19 protein-coding genes are annotated in these 16,818 nt (G+C 73.5%); 8 read left to right on the top strand and 11 right to left on the bottom strand.

The features are described 5' to 3' along the window. Nucleotides 1–101 precede the first annotated feature (101 nt). Nucleotides 102–830: a ScbR family autoregulator-binding transcription factor gene (locus ACZ7BZ_RS00805; protein ID WP_470356450.1), complete on the bottom strand. Its 729-nt coding sequence runs from the start codon at nucleotides 828–830 to the stop codon at nucleotides 102–104. Between the two features lie 360 nt (nucleotides 831–1,190). On the opposite strand from ACZ7BZ_RS00805, the gene ACZ7BZ_RS00800 reads away from it, so the two are divergent. Both ACZ7BZ_RS00800 and ACZ7BZ_RS00795 read left to right on the top strand, forming a co-directional pair. Next, nucleotides 1,191–1,682: an ArsR/SmtB family transcription factor gene (locus tag ACZ7BZ_RS00800; protein ID WP_470356449.1), complete on the top strand. Its 492-nt coding sequence runs from the start codon at nucleotides 1,191–1,193 to the stop codon at nucleotides 1,680–1,682. After that, complete coding sequence (locus ACZ7BZ_RS00795; RefSeq protein WP_470356448.1) at nucleotides 1,682–2,176, top strand: SRPBCC family protein; 495 nt, start codon at nucleotides 1,682–1,684, stop codon at nucleotides 2,174–2,176. Before ACZ7BZ_RS00800 ends, ACZ7BZ_RS00795 begins: the two co-directional genes overlap by 1 nt. A gap of 52 nt (nucleotides 2,177–2,228) precedes the next feature. Here ACZ7BZ_RS00795 and ACZ7BZ_RS00790 read toward each other — a convergent pair whose 3' ends face one another. Next, nucleotides 2,229–2,633: a RidA family protein gene (locus ACZ7BZ_RS00790; protein ID WP_470356447.1), complete on the bottom strand. Its 405-nt coding sequence runs from the start codon at nucleotides 2,631–2,633 to the stop codon at nucleotides 2,229–2,231. 208 nt (nucleotides 2,634–2,841) lie between these two features. Here ACZ7BZ_RS00790 and ACZ7BZ_RS00785 point away from each other — a divergent pair, with 208 nt between their 5' ends. Then, nucleotides 2,842–3,504: a C40 family peptidase gene (locus ACZ7BZ_RS00785; protein ID WP_470356446.1), complete on the top strand. Its 663-nt coding sequence runs from the start codon at nucleotides 2,842–2,844 to the stop codon at nucleotides 3,502–3,504. A gap of 58 nt (nucleotides 3,505–3,562) precedes the next feature. Here ACZ7BZ_RS00785 and ACZ7BZ_RS00780 read toward each other — a convergent pair whose 3' ends face one another. Beyond that, a complete protein-coding gene (locus tag ACZ7BZ_RS00780; RefSeq protein WP_470356445.1) occupies nucleotides 3,563–4,057 on the bottom strand; it encodes a MarR family winged helix-turn-helix transcriptional regulator in 495 nt (164 codons plus the stop codon). Nucleotides 4,058–4,124: 67 nt separating this feature from the next. Here ACZ7BZ_RS00780 and ACZ7BZ_RS00775 point away from each other — a divergent pair, with 67 nt between their 5' ends. Continuing rightward, nucleotides 4,125–4,535: a VOC family protein gene (locus ACZ7BZ_RS00775; RefSeq protein WP_470356444.1), complete on the top strand. Its 411-nt coding sequence runs from the start codon at nucleotides 4,125–4,127 to the stop codon at nucleotides 4,533–4,535. Nucleotides 4,536–4,634: 99 nt separating this feature from the next. Here ACZ7BZ_RS00775 and ACZ7BZ_RS00770 read toward each other — a convergent pair whose 3' ends face one another. From ACZ7BZ_RS00770 to ACZ7BZ_RS00745, 6 genes are all read right to left on the bottom strand, one after another. Continuing rightward, nucleotides 4,635–5,177, bottom strand: coding sequence for a hypothetical protein (locus ACZ7BZ_RS00770; protein WP_470356443.1), 543 nt, complete (start codon nucleotides 5,175–5,177; stop codon nucleotides 4,635–4,637). Between the two features lie 138 nt (nucleotides 5,178–5,315). Continuing rightward, nucleotides 5,316–6,584 carry a threonine--tRNA ligase gene (thrS, locus tag ACZ7BZ_RS00765; protein ID WP_470356442.1) on the bottom strand — a complete coding sequence of 423 codons (1,269 nt, stop codon included), beginning with the start codon at nucleotides 6,582–6,584 and terminating at the stop codon, nucleotides 5,316–5,318. Between the two features lie 228 nt (nucleotides 6,585–6,812). After that, on the bottom strand, nucleotides 6,813–7,547 hold the full coding sequence (locus tag ACZ7BZ_RS00760; protein WP_470356797.1) for a leucine-rich repeat domain-containing protein: 735 nt from the start codon (nucleotides 7,545–7,547) through the stop codon (nucleotides 6,813–6,815). 206 nt (nucleotides 7,548–7,753) lie between these two features. Continuing rightward, nucleotides 7,754–8,272 carry an RICIN domain-containing protein gene (locus ACZ7BZ_RS00755; RefSeq protein ID WP_380458329.1) on the bottom strand — a complete coding sequence of 173 codons (519 nt, stop codon included), beginning with the start codon at nucleotides 8,270–8,272 and terminating at the stop codon, nucleotides 7,754–7,756. 74 nt (nucleotides 8,273–8,346) lie between these two features. Next, nucleotides 8,347–8,790: a hypothetical protein gene (locus tag ACZ7BZ_RS00750; RefSeq protein WP_470356441.1), complete on the bottom strand. Its 444-nt coding sequence runs from the start codon at nucleotides 8,788–8,790 to the stop codon at nucleotides 8,347–8,349. A 125-nt stretch (nucleotides 8,791–8,915) separates the two neighbouring features. Then, complete coding sequence (locus tag ACZ7BZ_RS00745; protein ID WP_470356440.1) at nucleotides 8,916–9,317, bottom strand: SH3 domain-containing protein; 402 nt, start codon at nucleotides 9,315–9,317, stop codon at nucleotides 8,916–8,918. Between the two features lie 186 nt (nucleotides 9,318–9,503). Between ACZ7BZ_RS00745 and ACZ7BZ_RS00740 the strand changes: the two genes are divergently transcribed. From ACZ7BZ_RS00740 to ACZ7BZ_RS00730, 3 genes are all read left to right on the top strand, one after another. Then, nucleotides 9,504–12,791, top strand: coding sequence for an AfsR/SARP family transcriptional regulator (locus ACZ7BZ_RS00740; RefSeq protein WP_470356439.1), 3,288 nt, complete (start codon nucleotides 9,504–9,506; stop codon nucleotides 12,789–12,791). An 85-nt stretch (nucleotides 12,792–12,876) separates the two neighbouring features. Further along, on the top strand, nucleotides 12,877–13,530 hold the full coding sequence (locus ACZ7BZ_RS00735) for a M15 family metallopeptidase (RefSeq protein ID WP_470356438.1): 654 nt from the start codon (nucleotides 12,877–12,879) through the stop codon (nucleotides 13,528–13,530). 152 nt (nucleotides 13,531–13,682) lie between these two features. Continuing rightward, complete coding sequence (locus tag ACZ7BZ_RS00730) at nucleotides 13,683–14,228, top strand: RNA polymerase sigma factor (protein WP_470356437.1); 546 nt, start codon at nucleotides 13,683–13,685, stop codon at nucleotides 14,226–14,228. A gap of 62 nt (nucleotides 14,229–14,290) precedes the next feature. Here ACZ7BZ_RS00730 and ACZ7BZ_RS00725 read toward each other — a convergent pair whose 3' ends face one another. Then, nucleotides 14,291–14,674: an SH3 domain-containing protein gene (locus ACZ7BZ_RS00725; protein ID WP_470356436.1), complete on the bottom strand. Its 384-nt coding sequence runs from the start codon at nucleotides 14,672–14,674 to the stop codon at nucleotides 14,291–14,293. 169 nt (nucleotides 14,675–14,843) lie between these two features. Here ACZ7BZ_RS00725 and ACZ7BZ_RS00720 point away from each other — a divergent pair, with 169 nt between their 5' ends. Beyond that, complete coding sequence (locus ACZ7BZ_RS00720) at nucleotides 14,844–16,043, top strand: C40 family peptidase (RefSeq protein ID WP_470356796.1); 1,200 nt, start codon at nucleotides 14,844–14,846, stop codon at nucleotides 16,041–16,043. 217 nt (nucleotides 16,044–16,260) lie between these two features. Here the strand turns inward: ACZ7BZ_RS00720 and ACZ7BZ_RS00715 are convergent, their stop codons facing one another. Beyond that, complete coding sequence (locus tag ACZ7BZ_RS00715) at nucleotides 16,261–16,812, bottom strand: carboxymuconolactone decarboxylase family protein (protein ID WP_470356435.1); 552 nt, start codon at nucleotides 16,810–16,812, stop codon at nucleotides 16,261–16,263. Nucleotides 16,813–16,818: the final 6 nt, after the last annotated feature.

Here is a 16,818-nt window from a genome sequence, read left to right as displayed (position 1 = left end):
GCCCGCGAATCGTCACCCACCGCGACCAAGCCGGGGCAAACCGAAGGCGGCGTCGGACCCCTGTGGATCCCGCGCCGCCGCCAATTCGCCCGCCGGGCCGGTCAGCGCAGGCCGACCCCGCTCGCGACCGCCTCGACCTCGGCCCCCGACTCCGACTCCGCCGGCCGGCCGTCGCCGCCCTCCTCCGCCCGCCCGGCCGCCGCGACCTCGGCGACCACCTGGGCGCCACGGTCCGGCCCCATCTGCAGCGAGCCCAGCACCCCGGGCACCGCGACGCTCGGCATCAGGTGCTGGAACAGGCCGGACACCCGGAGTTCCAGGTCGGCCCGAGCGGAGAGCTTCTGCGACTGGATCTGAACTCCCGTCCAGGCCGCGGTGATCAGCCATGCCGTGTCGGCCGGGACGACGTGCGGCAGCAGTTCGCCGCGTTCGCCTGCGGCCACCAGCAGCGCCTCCATCCTGCTGATCCAACCGGGGATCGCACCGCCGCCGAGGTCCTCGAACACGTCCTGGCCGAGCGTGAGCCGGGCGCCCGCGCTGAGCAGCGGGTCACGCGGCATCAGATGCGCGACCACCATCCCGATATCCACGAACTCCTGGAGTTTGCAGCTGCGTTCGGGCACTCCGTCCTGGACGAACTGCTCCTCGACGACGCCGTGCGCGAGATCCCGCTTCGAGGCGAAGTGGAAGTACACCGCACCTCGCGTCACACCCGCCCGGGAGACCACCTCCCCGATGGTGGCGCCCTCGTAGCCGAACTCGTCGAACACCGACGCGGCGGCCTCCAGGATCAGCCGACGGGTCCGGAGCGCCCGTTCTTGCCGTACCACCGCAACCACCCCGCCCTGAGTTCCGGGAAAACAAAACCAAACACCCCGTATCTTAGCTGTGGGCCACCTGCGGGCGACAAGACGCTGTCGGGGAATCAGCCGGCTCCATCTCCCCTCCCCGCCCATCCCACATGTCCTCTCCCACGGGCCGTCAGATCCCGACCGGACGAACGGAAGTCGCATCTCCCCGGAGACCCGTCGACGAGCACGGCCGCCGCCGGTCACTAGCACCCAGAAACCGAACGATCGGTTTCCTTCTCCAGCGAGACATTCCACCCGAAACCCACCTCCATCCCTTCCACAACCAAACGGTTGAGGAAGGGGACGGGCCGGAGTAGCGTTGTCCTCAACCAATCGGTTGTGGATGAACAGAGGTGCGCGGTGGCCGTCGACCAGCTCTCCCGGGCGTTCGTCGCCCTGGCCGATCCCACCCGGCGCGACATCGTCGCCCGGCTCTCGGTCCGGGACGCGACCGTGGGCGAACTGGCGGAGTCCTACGCGATGTCCGTGCAGGCCGTCTCCAAGCACCTCAAGGTGCTGGAGGAGGCCGGACTGGTCAGCCGCAGCCGGGACGCCCAGCGGCGGCCGTGCCACCTGGAGCCGCAGGTGTTCGACTTGATGACGGGCTGGATCGAGCGCTACCGCCGCCAGTCCGAGGCCCGCTTCGGCCGCCTGGATGCCGTCCTCGCGGCCATGACCGAAGCCGACCCGGAGGTCGGCGCGGAGCCCGGCCCGGACACCGGCGCGTACACCAGGGCCGGCACCGGCGCGGAACCGAAGCCGGCCGGTCCGCACGCCCCGGACGCCTCCAGCCACCCCGACCGTCCCCGGCACACCGAAGGAGCCCCGTGATGACCTCCACCACCGGTCGCCAGACCCGCGTCGAGGCGGACCCGACGCTGCCCGCCATCCGGATCGTCCGCGAGTTCGACGCCCCGCAGGAGCGGGTGTTCCGGGCCTGGATCGAGCCCCAGCTGGTCGCCCAGTGGCTCGGCCCCGACGACCTCGACATGAAGATCGACGACTGGGAGCCCCGCACCGGCGGCCACTACCGCTACTCCATGTATCGCGAGGGCCGACTGATCGCCGCCTTCTACGGCTCCTTCCACGAAGTCCGGCCGGCCACCCGGCTCGTCCAGACCTTCACCTTCGAGGGCGTGCCGGACGGCGTCTCGCTGGACACCGCCGTCTTCGAACCCGTCGGTGAGGGCCGCACCCGCGTCACCATCCTGTCGGTGGTCGACAGCCTGGCGGCCCGGGACGCGATCCTGGCCAGCGGCATGGAGCGCGGCATGGTCGAGGGCTACCGGAAGCTGGACGCCCTGCTCGCCGCAGCCTCCTCCTGAGCCCAGGACCGACCCAGCCCCCGACCTCCTGAGCCCCGACCTCCCTGGCCCGTCAGGGCAGCACGGCCACCGCCTCCACCTCCACCAGCTGGTCGTGGTAGCCGAGCACCGAAACGCCGACCAGAGTGCTGGGGGCGTCATGCGCCCCCAGGTACTCCCGGTACACGTTCCAGACCTTCACCAAGTCCGCCTGATCGCCGGAGGCCACGTACACGGTGGTCCGGGCAACGTCCGTGACCCCCGCTCCCGCGTCCTCCAGCACGGTTATCAGATTGCGCATCACCTGGTGGGCCTGGCCCTCGTAGTCCCCGACGGCGACGGTGCGCCCCTCCTCGTCCAGCGGGCAGGCCCCGGCCAGCCAGAGCGAGCGCACCGGGGCGTCGACCACCGCCGCGTAGGCGTAGTCGACGGCCTGGGTCAGCCGGGTGTTGCGGACCAGCTTGACGGCGCTGTTCACGAGGCCTCCGAGGATCGTCACCGAACGTTCGCGCCCATCGTTGGCCTCTCCCGAACGACCGTCAAACCGTTTTCCGGTGAACTCCCGCTCCCGCCAAGGCCCGTGTGACCACGATTCACCGTTACGGGTGATGGCGGACGATGCCGCCGGACCGCGATCCTGGTGCGGCCCGTGCCCATTCCCGCGACCAGCCCAGGAGAGCCGACCGATGGAATCCCGACCGCCCGGCCACGACCAGGACTCCGGAGTCGCCCGCCGCCGCATGCTCGCCCTCGCCGTCGGCGCGGGACTCGCTCCGGCCCTCGCCGCCGGGGCCCAACCCGCCAGCGCCCTACCCGCCGGGGCCCAGTCCGCCCTCGCCGCAGGCTCGTCCGGCTCCGCCGCGGACCCACTCACCGCCGCCGCCCTCGGCCGCCGGGTCGCCGACGCCGCCGAGGCGCAGGTCGGCATCCCGTACGCCTGGGGCGGCGGCGACCGGCTGGGCCCGAGCCTCGGTTTCTGCGACGAGGAGAACGGCTACCTCAACGGCGTGTGCCTGGGCGAGAGCACGGTCGGCTTCGACTGCAGCGGGCTGTCCCTGTACTGCTGGTACCGCGCCAGCCAGGGCACCGTCGAACTCGGGCACTACACGGTGGCCCAGTTCAACCGGAGCGCCCCGGTCGAACGCGACGCGCTCGCCCCCGGCGACCTGCTGTTCTTCTCCCGCCCGGACGCTCCGCTGCACCACGTCGGCATCTACGCGGGCGACGGCGCGATGATCCACGCCGAGCGCACCGGCACCCTGGTGGCCCGGCTCGAGAAGGTGCTCGACCTCCCGCGCTGGGCGGGCGAGTTCGCGGGCGCCCGCCGCCCCGGGACGGCCTCCGGCTGAGGAAAACGCGCGGCCCGTGGAGTACGCGCGGCCCCGAGGAGCACGCCCGCCCTCGGGGTCACACCGGGCCGCGCCGCAACGCCGGCCCCTGACTCACCTTCAGCAGCAGCTCCTGCAGCAGCAGCCGCTCCGCCGGGCACAGCGGCGCCAGCACCTCGTCCTGAACCTCCCGTGCCTGCGCCTCCAGTTCGGACAACAGCGCCCGCCCGGTGTCCGTGACCGAGACGGAGACCCGCCGCCGGTCCGCCTGGTCCCGGGTGCGTTCGACGTACCCGGCCGCGCCGAGCTGGTCGGCGACCTTCGCGAGGTCGCTCGGGTCGATGCCGAGTCGCCGCACCAAGTCCCGTTGGGCGTGCGGCCCGAAGTCGGCGAGCGCGGCCAGCACGGCCATGTCCCAGAGCCGCAGCCCGCGTTCGGCGAGCTGCTCGGCGAGCCGGCCGCGCGCCGTCCGGCCGATCCGGGCCAGCAGGAAGGTGCTGAGGTCCACCAGGGTCGGCGGCAGTGCGTCGGTCGGGGCGGGGTTCTCGGAAAGCTCGGGGTGCTCGGAGACCATGGCGACATTCTATGGTTGCTCCCTATAGTGGGCGCCGACCCACTATTCTCTGCGCAGGAGTTCACCCGTGGACGCCCTCTACCCCCGCCTGCTCGTCACCCGCTTCGCCGACTGCTTCGGCTTCTACCGCGCCGTGCTCCCCACGCTCACCGGCGCCACCCTGGTCAAGGGCACGCCCGAAGGCCCGTACGCCAACTGGGACGTCGACGAGCAGGCCGTGCTGACCCTCTTCGACCGCGCCTCGATGGCCGCCGTCCTCGGCACCACCGGCCTGCCCGCCCGCCCCGAGGCCCCCGCCCAGGACCCTGCGATGCTGGTCCTGCGGGTCGAGGACGTCGACGCGGCCCTCGCCCTCTGCCTCGCCCACGGTGGCACCCTGGCCGCCCCGGCCACCGACCGCCCCGAATGGGGCCCCGGCCTGCGCAGCGCCCATCTGCGCGACCCCGAGGGCCACTTGATCGAGCTGCAGTCCTACTGACCGTACGGGGCGGTCGGGACCACCGGGACTACCGGGACTACCGGGACCGTGGCCGTCCACGGACGACCACGGCCATCGCCGCGATCGCGGTCGGACGCCTCAGCGGTGGAAGACCTGCAGCTCACGGACCGCGTCGTTGAAGTTCGCGCCCAGCTGGGCCGCCGGAAGGTCCATGGTCTTCTCCACGCTGAGGGTCGACCAGAGGTGGACGGCGTTGCAGTTGTTGTAGCCCTTCATCGAGGAGACGCTCAGCGCCACGTCGAAGTAGTTGACCAGGTGGTAGCCGGTGCCGTCGCAGCCGCCGGCGTCGCCGAAGAAGGAGTAGATGACGCCGCCCCCGTAGTCGACGTCCTTGAACTCCTCAAGCAGCAGCGTCCGGTCGGCCGGCTCCTCGGCCGTGCGGGTGCGGCCGTCGGCCCGGGCGAGCGCGTCGGCTCGGGAGTCCGACGAGCAGGCCCGGCCGAGCACCGGGGAGGCGCCGCCGGCGCCGGGCAGATGTCCGAGCACGGCGGCGCAGTACTGGACCTCAGGGATCGGCAGCGGGCGGAGCCCGGCCGAGCTCGGCGGGGCCGCTGCGACGGCACCGGCGAGGGCGAGACAGGCGGTGAGGACGGGAGCGACGAACCTGCGCGAGCCGCGCATGGACACCTCCGGAACGATGGGACGCACGGGGACGGCGGCGGCCGTGGACCGGCCCGCCGCGCCCATTCGACGGGCGGCCGCCTCCCCCGGCCCCGCCGACACACCGCTCACCGCACTAGTCGTACGTATGCTCCCGGCTCACCGGGCCGCAGCGTGCCGCCACAGCTCGGCGCTGCAATCGGCGACCAGCGCGCCGATCCGGCTCCAGGCCTCCTCGGCCGGCATCGGCTCCAGCCGGCGGCCGTCCCGTAGCCGCAGCGCGACCCGGTCGTCCGCCGCCTCCCTGGCGCCGATCACCGCCTGGTAGGGCACGAGCCGGGCCTCCCGGATCCGGGCGCCGAGGGTGCCGTGCTCGGGCCCGGCGACCTCGGCCCGCAGCCCGAGGTCCAGGCAGCGCTGCCGCAACCGCTCGGCCTGCGGAACCTCGGCCCCGGAGATCGGCACCAGCACCACCTGGGCCGGTGCCAGCCAGGCCGGGAACGCTCCGCCGTACAGCTCGATCAGATGGGCGACCACCCGTTCGACGCTGCCGATCACGCTGCGGTGCACCATCACCGGGCGGTGCTTGGCGCCGTCCTGGCCGATGTAGTGCAGGTTGAAGCGCTCGGGCTGGTGGAAGTCGATCTGCACGGTGGAGAGGGTGAACTCGCGCCCGGCGCCGTCGGCGATCTGCACGTCGATCTTGGGCCCGTAGAACGCGGCCTCGCCCTCGACCGCCTCGAACGGCGCCCCGGAGCGCTCCAGCACATCGGCCAGCAGTGCGGTGGCCCGGCGCCACAGTTCCGGGTCGGCGACGTACTTGCCGCCCTCGCCGGGCAGCGAGAGCCGGTAGCGGACCGGCACGATACCGAGCGCGCGGTGCGCCTCGCGGATCAGCTCCAGGGCGGCGACCGCCTCGTCGGCGGCCTGCTCCGGGGTGCAGAAGACGTGGGCGTCGTTCAGCTGGATCGCCCGGACCCTGGTCAGCCCGCCGAGCACGCCGGACAGCTCGGAGCGGTACATGCCGCCCAACTCGGCCATCCTCAGCGGCAGTTCCCGGTAGCTGTGCGGGCGGGAGCGGAAGATCAGCGCATGGTGCGGACACAGGCTGGGCCGCAGCACCATCTCCTCCGAGCCGAGTTCCATCGGTGGGAACATGTCCTCGCGGTAGTGGTCCCAGTGGCCGGAGATCTCATACAGCTCGCGCTTGCCGAGCACCGGCGAGTAGACGTGGCGGTAGCCGGCCCGGCGCTCCCGGCCACGGATGAACTCCTCCAGGGTGTGCCGGATCGCGGCGCCGTCGGGCAGCCAGTACGGCAGGCCGGAGCCCATCAGCGGGTCGGTGTCGAACAGGTCCAGCTCGCGGCCGAGCCTGCGGTGGTCGTTTGCGGGCCGGTCCTGGACGGGCTGGACGGGCTGCGCGTTCATGGTGGTCTCCACTCGGGACGGGTGGGCGAGTGGAGCCGGGAACGACGGAGCCCCGGGGCACTCGCCCCGGGGCTTCGGACTTGGTCAGCAGTCAGCGCGCCGGGACTCTTTCCGGCGTGGTCGTGGCGAGTGCAGCGCGCTTCATGCCTTCCACGGTAGCAGCTCGCCTGCGCCCGCGTTGATCTTTATCCGCGTCGATCTTCAGGGGCCGGCTCACATCAGGCCGGCTCACATCAGGACCATGCAGCCGCGCTCGGTGAGCGCCTCCATCAGGTGCTCCGGCACCTGCACGTCGTTCCACCGCAGGTCGAGCTTCTCCAGCGCGGGCAGCGCCGCCGGATCGGCCAGCCAGTCGGGCAGTTCGGTGATCCCGTTGGTGCGGAGGTCGATCCGGCGCAGCTTCGGCAGCCCGGCGAGCACAGCGGGCAGTTCGCCGAGGGCGTTCTCCCGCAGTTCCAGCTCGCGCAGTTCGGAGAGCAGCTTGAAGGAGGCCGGCAGGGCGGTCAACTCATTGCCACGCAGCCACAGTTCGCGCAGTTCACCGAGGGCGCCGATGGACTCCGGCAGGGCGGTGAGCCGGTTGTGCTGGGCACGCAGTTCAACCAGCTCGGCCATCTTGCCGATGGCGAACGGGAGTTCGGTGAGCCGGTTCTCGCCGACGTTGAGGTAGCGCAGCCGGGTGAGCCGGCCGAGGCCGTCCGGCAGACTGGTCAGCTGGTTGTCGTGCAGGTAGAGGAAGTCCCGGAGCCAGGTGAGCCGGGTCAGTTCGGCGGGCACCTCGGTGAACAGGTTGTGTCCGAGGTCGAGGGTCCTCAGCCGCATCAATCTGCTGATGCCGGGCGGCAGTTCGGAGAGCGCGCCTTCGGCGAGGATGAGCACGGTCAACTCGGTGTGCTCCCACGCCAAGGTGAGCGCCTCGGCGGCCACCGGGCCGAGCGGCTGCCGCCAGAGGTTGAGCGTCATGTCTGTCACGCCCGCCATTGTCCGCCCCCGCCGAACCGAACCGCGCCGGGCCGAACCGGGCCGAACCGCGCCGCGCCGCGCCGGGCCGGGCCGGGCCGAAACCGGCACCCGCCACACCCTGGGCCCCGACCCCCGTACGGTGCCCGGGGGTACGGGCCGGCGCCGGGGGTCGCCAGGGCCCCCGGCGCCGGACCCCCGGCGCGTGCTCAGCGCCAGGTCTGGTAGCGGTTGTAGGTGCAGGGCATCATGCGCAGGCCGTACTCGCTGTCGTCGAGGCACAGGCCGTTGGCCTGGTTCTCGAAGCTCACCTGGTCGCCCCGGGCGTGCACCCACCAGCTCTGCTCCTTGGAGGAGTCGCAGGCCCGGGTGTCCGGGTGGACGCCGGCCCCCACACCGCCGTAGATGCACCGGTTGGTGGCGATGTTGCGGAACTGGCGGGTGCCGTCCTCCTGCCAGATCCGCACGTTCCAGTTCTGGAAGTCGCTGTTGTTGCAGCCGAAGCCCCGGAAGCCGTACGCGAAGCTGTCGTCGAGGCAGCCGCCGGTCGCCATGTTGCCGAAGTGCTCGACCGCCGCCAACGCGGCGGCCCGGTTCCCCGTGGGCGACGGATCACCGGTCGCAGCCCCGGCGACGCCGGTCACGGCCGCGCCCAGGCAGGCGGCGGAGACGAGGACGACGGCCGTCCGGCGGAACCGCCGTCCGAGCGTCGGGTTCTGTGCGTTCATCGTGTTCCCTTTCCTGTGGCGCGTGGTGCCGCGCTCCTCGGTGCGCCTTGCTGCTGCCGGCCCCCAGGGCACGCCTACGGGTACTCGCAGTACACGGGGCTGGAGTTGGTCTCGACCGGCACTCCGGGCACCGGGCCGTCGTTGGAGCCGCCGCTGACGTACACGGCGCTCACCCAGCCCAGCCAGCCCCCCGGCGTCACGATCTCGACCCAGTAGTGGTTGTAGTAGGACCCGTCGGTGACGTTGCCGCCCCAGCGCTGGCAGAACGCCTGCACGTTGACATTGGTGAGCCGCTCCTGCGTGGCCAGTCCGCAGGAGGTGTCCGTGCACTCACGCACCCGCACCTGGCTGGCCCAGATGTGGACGGTCGAGTTCGTGAGACTGGCCGACGCCGACGCGGACGCGGTCGTCTGCGCCTGCGCGGGCGCCGCCGTCACCCCCAGCACGGCCGTCAGGCCGAGCACGGCGGCCCCCAGCGCTCGCAGCGGGAACAGGCGGGTGGTGGACTTTCCGGACACGATGGGTGCCCCTCTCGGTGGTTGGACGGAAGAAGACGGAAGAAGACGGAGGAACAGGACGCGTCACCCGGGAGACGGCGTCCGGCGGCCGTTCGTATGAGCGTCCGCACCGCCGTGGCTCCGGGTCAGTGGCAGTCGGACTCCAGGGACAGCCCCGGCACCGGCTGGTCGTTGTCGCCCCCGCGCACGTACACCGCGCTGATCCAGCCGACCGGGCCGCCCGCGTCCACCTGCACCCACCAGTTGTTGCGGTACGGGCCGTCGACGACCTCGGTGCTCTGGCCCTGGCAGAACGCCGTCACCCACCGCCGGCCGATCTGCGCGCCCTCGATCGGCGGGCAGGACGCGGAGGTGCCCGCACAGGCCCGGACGTTCACGCCGGTCGCCCACACGTACAACCGGGCATCCGTCGTCGTCGCGTGAGCCGCTCCGGGGAGCAGCAGGGGAAGCGTCGCCGCCGTCGCGACGACGCCGGCCGGGAGCGCGCACCGCAGTGAACGGGCGGCGGTGCGAAGGGATTTCGTCATGTCGACTCCTCGTTCGGTGAACCCTCGTCACACCGTCGACGGGCCGCGCTCACGTTCCGTATGAGCACCGTTAGCGAGCCGCCGTTGCCGGCGGGCTTCCGCCCGGGATTTCCCGAGGCCCTCGCCCGGCCCGGGGGATATCGTTGTCAGGTACCTTTCGCGCGGAGAGCTGCTTGACGGGGAACGATGATCGAAGTACGCCTGCTGGGCCCGGTCGAGGTGCGGGACGACGACAGCAGGCGGCTGCCCCTGGGCGGATCGAGACCCGTCGCGCTGTTGTCCGCGCTGGTCGTGCACCTGGGCGAAGTCCTCTCCACCGCTCGGCTGGTGGACCTCGTCTGGGAGGACAGCGCCCCCGCGACGGCGGGCGCGCTGGTCGCCACCCACGTCGCAGCCGTCCGCCGCGCCCTGGCACCGGCCGGCGCCGCCCCGGTGATCCGCACCCGGGCCCCCGGCTACCTGGCCGACCTCGCGCCCGGCCAGGTCGACGCCAGCCGGTTCGAACGGCTGCTGGCGGCCGGGCGGCGGGCCTCGGACGAGGGCCGCGACGGCGAGGCGCTCGACCTGTTCACCGACGCCCTCGCCCTCTGGCACGGACAGGACGCCCTGGAAGGCCTCACCCAGTCGTTCGCCCGGATCGAGGCCGCCCGTCTGAACGAACTGCGCCTGGTCACCCAGGAGCACCTCTACGCGCTGCGGCTGCGGCTGCGGCAGGACACCGAGGTGGTCGCCCCGCTGCTCGCCCACGTCGCCGCCCACCCGCTGCGCGAACGGCCGCGCGCCCAGCTGATGACCGCCCTGTTACGGGCCGGCCGGGCGCCCGACGCGCTGCGGGTCTTCCAGGAGGGCTGCGACATCCTCCGCACCGACCTCGGTCTCGACCCCGGCCCCGAACTGCGCGCGCTCCACCTCGCCGCACTGCGCAACGACCCCGCGCTCGCCGTCGGGCCCGCCGGGGCGACCGGAGCAGCGGCCACGACCGGCGGACCCGGCCGCACGCCCGGCGGTCCGGTGCGCCCGGTGGACGCGCACGTGACGACGCCCGCCGCTGCGGCCGGTCCCGGCAGCCCCTCGACCCGCAACCCCACGACCACCGGCCCCACGACCACCAGCCCCGCCGTCGGCCTGGCAGTCGGCAGCCGGACGGTCAGCCCGCCCTCCCACCTCCCGCCGGACGTCGCCGACTTCGTCGGCCGGACCCGCCAGGTCGGCTGGGTCACCACGCTCCTGGGCCGGGCCCGTGACACCGCCAGGACCGCCCCGCCCATCGCGGTCATCTCCGGCCGCCCCGGCATGGGCAAGACCACGCTCGCCGTCCACGCCGCCCACCGCGCCGCCCACCTCTTCCCCGACGGCCGTCTCTTCCTCGACCTGCGCGCCTCCGACACCGCCCCGCTCACCACCACCGACGCCCTCACCCGGCTGCTGCGGGCGCTCGGCGTCGACCCCGGTGCCGGAGCCGGCCCGGACGACCTGCTCGGCCTCTACCGGACCCGGCTGGCCGGACGACGGATCCTGCTGATCCTGGACAACGCCCCCAGCGAAGCCCGGCTGCGGCCCCTGGTGCCGCCCGGCCCCGGGTCGGCCGTGCTGATCACCAGCCGCCGACGGCTGACCGCGCTGGAGGGCGCGGTCCGGCTCGACCTGTCGGTGCCCGATCCCGGGGAGGCACTGCGCCTGCTGACCACGGTCGCCGGCCGTCCCCGCCCGCAGCCCGGGCCGGGCGACCTCGACGAGATCGTCTCCCTGTGCGGCCAGCTCCCGCTGGCCCTGCGGATCGCGGGCGCCCGGCTCGCCGCCCGGCCGCACTGGACCCCCGGGCAGCTCGCCGGGCGGCTGCGCGACGAGCGCGGGCGCCTCAACGAACTCCGCGCCGGCGACCTGGAGGTGCGCGCCAGCCTCGAACTGGGCTACGCCGAACTGGACCCGCCCGAACGCCGGGCGCTGCGCCGCCTCGCCCTGGTGGACCTGCCCGACTTCGCCGCCTGGATCGCCGCGCCGCTCCTCGACATCGACACCGCGGAGGCGGAGGAGGCCGTCGAGCGGCTCGTCGACTGCCACCTCATCGAGGCCGTGGGCACCGACGGCACCGGCGAGAACCGGTACCGGATCCACGACCTCGTCCGGGAACACGCCCGCGAGCGCTGCCTGGCCGAGGAGGCCCCCGCCGAACGCCGGCGCGCGGTGCGGCGGTTGGTCGCCTGCTGGCTGGCTCTCGCCGACCGCGCGGCGGTCCAGGGACCGGGCGGGGTCTCCTGGCTGCTGCCGCCGCCGCGCCCGGAGTACCGCCTCGATCCCCGGGTGCAGGACCGGCTGCTGCCCCGGCCCGCCGCCTGGTTCGCCGCCGAACAGGGCTGCCTGGTCGCGGCCGTCCACCACTGCGCCGCCCAGGGCATGACCCGGGACGCGCGCGAACTGGCGGGCGCCCTGATCGCCAGTTCCGCCGCCCTCTACAACCGCTTCGACGTCTGGGCGCAGACCCACACCGTCGCCCTGGACGCGGTACGCCGCGAGGGGGACGGCGAGGGCGAACCGTGGCTCCTCCTTGGCCTCGGCCAACTCCGATACGAGCAGGACAGGTTCGAGGAGGCGTACACCCTCCTGGACCGCGCGCGACGCCTGTTCGACGCACCGGCGCCGGCCACGGACGACACCGCCTGCCCGCGCGGCACCGCCGCACCCCCGGACCGCACCGCCGGCTCCCCGGACGGCACCGGGCGCGACGCCCTGCGGGGCAGCGCCACCGCCCTGGTCGCCATCGGCACCATCCGCCGCGAACAGGCCCGGTTCGGCGAGGCGTCCGAGGCACTCGCCGCCGCCCTGGAGCGGTACCGGACGATCGGCGACGACGCGGGGACGGCCCACACCCTGTACGGGATCGGCTACGTCCACCGCGAGCAGGGCCGCGGCGACCAGGCCCGGGAGGTGCTGAGCCGGTCCCTGGCGCTGTTCCGGCGGCTCGGCGACCGCCAGGGCGAGGCCATCACCCTGCGCTCGATCGCCCTGTGCGAGCGGGCCCGCGGCGCACTGACCGAGGCCACCGGCCTGCTCACGGAGGCACTGCGCGTCTTCACCGCCATCGGCGACACCTTCGGTCTGATGTACACCGAACAGGCTCTGGCCAAGGTCGAGTTGAGGCAGGGCCTGCTCGACCCGGCGGACCAGCGGCTCGACCGCTGCCTGACCGTGGCCCGGGAGCGCCGGGACCGCTTCGGCGAGGCCCTGGTGCTGCGCACCCGTGGCGAGTGGCACCTCGCGGCGGGGGACCCGGACGCCGCGGAGGCCCCGCTGCGGGAGGCGCTGGCCCTGTGGGAACGGCTCGCCCTGCCACTCTGGCGGGCCCGCACCCTGCGGGACCTGGCCGAGGTGCACGCGGCGCACGGCGACCGCCCGGGCGCCGAACTGGCCCGCCGCCAGGCGCACTCGGCCTTCCTGGCCTTCGGCAGCCGGGAGGCGTGGGAGGAGCGCGACTGACCGGCCCCGGGCACCGCCGGGGAGCCGCTCGGCACGTACAGAGCATCTACAGGGAATCTGCAGAGCCCCCGGCGAGCATCGTCGTGTGACCGACATCATCACTCTCGCCAACCCCCGCGTGGCGGCCGTCCCGCTGGACGACTGCGGGGAGCCGCTCGTCGACCTCCGGGGCGTACCGCAACTCCTGCTCGACGACCGGCAGGCCGACGACTCCGGCGCCTACGCCAGGGTCCGCTCCGGCGTCCTCGACCGGCTCCTGCGGGCCCAGGCCCTCCTCCCTCCGGGGACGCGGTTCCTGGTGGTCGAGGGGTTCCGGCCGCCGGACCTCCAGCGCAGCTACTTCGAGGCGTACTCGGCGACCCTGCGGGCCGCCCACCCCGAAGCCTCCCCGGCCCGGATCCGGGAGCTCGCCAGCGCCTACATCTCACCGCCCGAGGTCGCCCCGCACGCCAGCGGCGGCGCGGTGGACCTGACCCTGTCCACCCCGGACGGCACCGAACTCCCCCTGGGCACCGAGGTCAACGCCACACCCGAGGAGAGCCTCGACGCGTGCCGCACGGACGCCCCCGGCATCGACGCCACCGCCCGCGCCCACCGGGAGGCCATGCGCCGGGCGCTCACCTCCGCCGGATTCGTCAACTACCCCACGGAGTGGTGGCACTGGTCCTACGGAGACCGGTACTGGGCGCTGCTGTCCGGGCACCGGTCCGCCCGGTACGGCCCCGTGGCACCGGCCTGACCCGGACCGCCCTCGCTGGACCACTTCCGCACCGACTCCGCACCGACTCCGTCCGCACGTCCGGCCGGCGCCCTGCCCCCCGACCGGACCACCCTCAGCCCACCCCGACCCGACCGACCAACGACATCGCGTGCACCTGGGGGAATCGTCCGATGCGCATCACCGAGCCCTGCGACACCGTCGTCGACCGTCCGCTCGACGGCATGGACCCGGCCGAGTTCGACGCCGCCTTCACCGAGGCCATGCCCCGGCTGCGCCGCCGACTGCTGGCCCTGACCGGCAATCCGCACGACGCGGACGACCTGCTCCAGGACACCTACCTGCGCCTCTCCCACCGGGCCAGGCAACGCACCCTGACCGCCCAGCAACACCCGTACGCCTACGCCTCGGCGACCGCGCTCAACCTGCTGCGGGACTCCTGGCGGCGGCCGTCCCGCCGGGAGACCGCCACCGGCCGGCTGCCGGAACCGGGCTGGGACGGCGGGATGGAGCGCTGCGAGGCCAGGTGCGCGGCCCTGTCGTTGCTGGCGCTGCTGTCGCCGAAGGAGGCGGCGGCGGTGATCCTGGTCGACCTGGAGGGGCTCAGCCACGACGCGGCCGGGGAACGGCTCGGCGCCCACCGGGGGACGGTGCAGCGCAACCGGATGCGCGGCCTCGCCAAGATGCGCGCCGCACTGGCCGACCTCCGGACCCGCTGACCGGGCGGTGCGACACGGCGGGGGCGGGGCTCGTGCCCCCGCCCCCGCCGGGTCGCACCGACTCAGCACCTCGCATCGGCCGGCAGCCCCGCGTACTCGTCCCCCTTGAGGTAGACCGCGCTGGCCCACCCCTCGGTGAAGCCGATCCACACGTCGTTGGTGTAGCCGTGGTCCCGGACGGTCTCCCCGTGGGTCCAGCAGAGGGCGTCCGTACGGGTCTCCCCGGCCCGGATCCGGTCGAAGGCCCGGGAGGAGGTGTTCGGCCCGGTGCGGATGTTGACGGTCTCGTACGCCGTGACGCTGTACGGACCGAACGTGGGCGCCCCGCCGGCGGGGGCCGTCACGGCTCCGGCCGTCGGGGCGGTGGCCAGCAGCACGACCGCGGCGGCCACCACCACGGCGGCGGGCCCGGCGGCGGAGCGGCGGAGGAACGGGAAGCGGGACACAGCACTCTCCTCACACGGAACGGCTGACACGGAACGCCTCCGCCGCGCGGCGGGACATCCGGGAGACGGCGGACGGGCCCGGCGGATATGAGCGCCCATCCCTCCGGGAGGTGTGATGCACATCACTACGACCCGCGCATACCGCCACGTCCCCGGCGCGGTCCCCCGGATGACACACCGCCGACCGAGGACGTGCACCGTGAACACGACCACCAGGACGCGACGCACCGCCGGCCGTACGCTGGCCGCCGTCGCCGCCTTCGCCCTCTCCGCCTCCCTGCCCGTGACGGCGTACGCCGCGACGGCCTCCCCCGCCGCAGCCCCCGCCTCCGAGCAGGCCGCCTGCGACGTCCTCGCCCCGGGCGCGTCGGCCACCGCCGAGGCCGCCGTCCGCGCCGCGTGCGGCCAGCTCGGCGTCTGGTACAGCTGGGGCGGCGGCCACGGCGCCACGCCCGGCGCCACCTACGGTTACTACGACGGCGTCGACCCGGCCAGCCAGCACGACAACGAGCGGAAGGGCTTCGACTGCTCCGGGCTGACCCGGTACGCCTACGCCCAGGCCACCGGGAACGACCTGCTCAACGGCACGGCCGACGACCAGTTCCACACCTCGCACGCGTCGGCCAGGTTCTCCGCGGCCCAGGGTTCGGCGCCCCTCCTCCCCGGCGACCTGATGTTCTGGGGCAGCGGCCACGTCCACCACGTCGCCGTCTACATAGGCGCCGGACAGATGGTGGAGGCCTACCAGTCGGGCACCCACATCCGGGTCACGCCGGTGCGCACCGGCGGCGACTACGCGGGGGCCGTCCGGGTCGACGGCTCCGGCACGGTGCCGCCCCCGCCCGCCAACGGCGGCACCACCTTCGAGACCTGGGGCACCGGCGTGCGCACCCACTCCTCCCCCAGCGTCGGCGCGTCCGTCGTGGACACCTTCCCCGGTCCCGGCCAGGTGTCGGTGATGTGCCAGGAGCACGCCGAGACGGTCACCGCGGAGGGCTATACCAACGACATCTGGTCCCGGCTGTCCGACGGCTCCTGGCTGACGAACATCTACATCAAGGGCCCGGCGTCGCTGCCCGGCGTCCCGGACTGCGGCGGCACCTCCACCCCGCCGCCGAGCGGCGGCAGCAAGGCGTTCCAGACCTGGGGCACCGGAGTGCGCACCCACTCCGAGGCCAACGTGAACGCCGGCGTCGTGGACTACTTCCCGCAGCCGACCACCGTCAACGTGGTCTGCCAGGCCCACGCCCAGACGGTGACCGCCGAGGGCTACACCAACGACGCCTGGTCCCGCCTCACCGACGGCTCATGGATGACCAACATCTACATCAAGGGCCCGGACTGGCTGCCCGGCGTCCCCACCTGCTGAGTTCCCACCTGCTCACTCTCCACCTGCCGAGTCCGGCCGCCCCTGGGGCGCCTCGCGGCGGGAGCCCCGGCCGGTCACCAGCCCGGCCGGGGCTCCGGCGCGACGGTGATCACGGGGTGGAAGCGGGCGAGCTCAGCCGGCTCGTCGACGGGGCCTCCCACCAACGTAGTCACTACGCCGAACAGGGGATCCGACCGGCCGCCGACAGGCTCCGCGCTCAGACCCCCGGCGTCGGCCGGACCGGGTGCTTGCTCATGATCGACACCCGGTTGAAGGCGTTGATGGTGATCGCCACCCAGATCGCCGCCGAGATCTCCTCCTCGGTGAGCGCCGCGCGCGCCAGCCCGTACGCGGCCTCCTGCGCCGCTGCGTCCGAGGGATTGGTGGTCGCCTCCGCCAGCGCCAGCGCGGCGCGCTCCCGCGCGGTGAACAGCTCGGTGTCCCGCCAGGCCGGGAGGACCCCCAGCCGCTGGGTGGTCTCGCCCTCGCGCAGCGCGGCCCGGGTGTGCACGTTCAGGCAGTAGGAGCAGCCGTTGATCTGCGAGACCCGCAGGTTGACCAGCTCCACCAGCCGCCGGTCCAGCCCGGCCTCGGCCGCGACCTCCCGGGCCGCCTCGGCGGCGGCGAGCGCCGCCTTGTACGCCTTGGGGCTCTGCTTGTCGATGAAGACCCGCCGCTCCGCCGGAACCACCGTCACATCACTCACCTGTACTCCTCGACTCCCCGTACCATGATCGGCGCGCTGCCGTTCGACACTCTGCCATGCCATAATAGT

It is taken from the genome of Kitasatospora sp. NPDC036934 (assembly GCF_055608425.1).
This window is presented reverse-complemented; position numbering and strand designations above follow the sequence as displayed.